The sequence below is a fragment of the Citrobacter sp. wls711 genome (genome assembly GCF_005281055.1).
GTDB classification, from domain to species: Bacteria; Pseudomonadota; Gammaproteobacteria; order Enterobacterales; family Enterobacteriaceae; genus Citrobacter; species Citrobacter gillenii.
Genome location: NZ_SZXC01000035.1, coordinates 1 through 402, shown reverse-complemented (window position 1 = coordinate 402; position 402 = coordinate 1). Strand labels below are relative to the sequence as shown.

Annotated in this window: 2 tRNA genes; both read right to left on the bottom strand. The window is 47.0% G+C overall.

The window, feature by feature from the left end:
• Positions 1-90: 90 nt before the first annotated feature.
• A tRNA-Ala gene (locus tag FDW98_RS14320) sits at positions 91-166 on the bottom strand.
• Between the two features lie 109 nt (positions 167-275).
• Positions 276-352: transfer RNA gene (locus tag FDW98_RS14315), tRNA-Ile, on the bottom strand.
• Between the last annotated feature and the right edge of the window lie 50 nt (positions 353-402).

Below are 402 nucleotides of genomic sequence, written 5' to 3'. Positions count from 1 at the left end.
AGCTTGATCCAGATTTTTAAAGAGCAAAACTTCGCAGTGAACCTTTTCAGGTACACTCTGAAGTTTTCTTGTTTTGTTCGCAGTAAAGGATGGTGGAGCTATGCGGGATCGAACCGCAGACCTCCTGCGTGCAAGGCAGGCGCTCTCCCAGCTGAGCTATAACCCCATCGTAATACTTCATCTCTGTACCGATAATTTGTCCTGAGACAAGGCGTGGAATAACAAGGCATACTGAAGTATGCGAGTCGTTTCACAACACAGTATCAGGGCAAATTTGGTAGGCCTGAGTGGACTTGAACCACCGACCTCACCCTTATCAGGGGTGCGCTCTAACCACCTGAGCTACAAGCCTGCAGAGATTTTTACTGCTAATTTTTCATCAGACAATCTGTGTGAGCACTA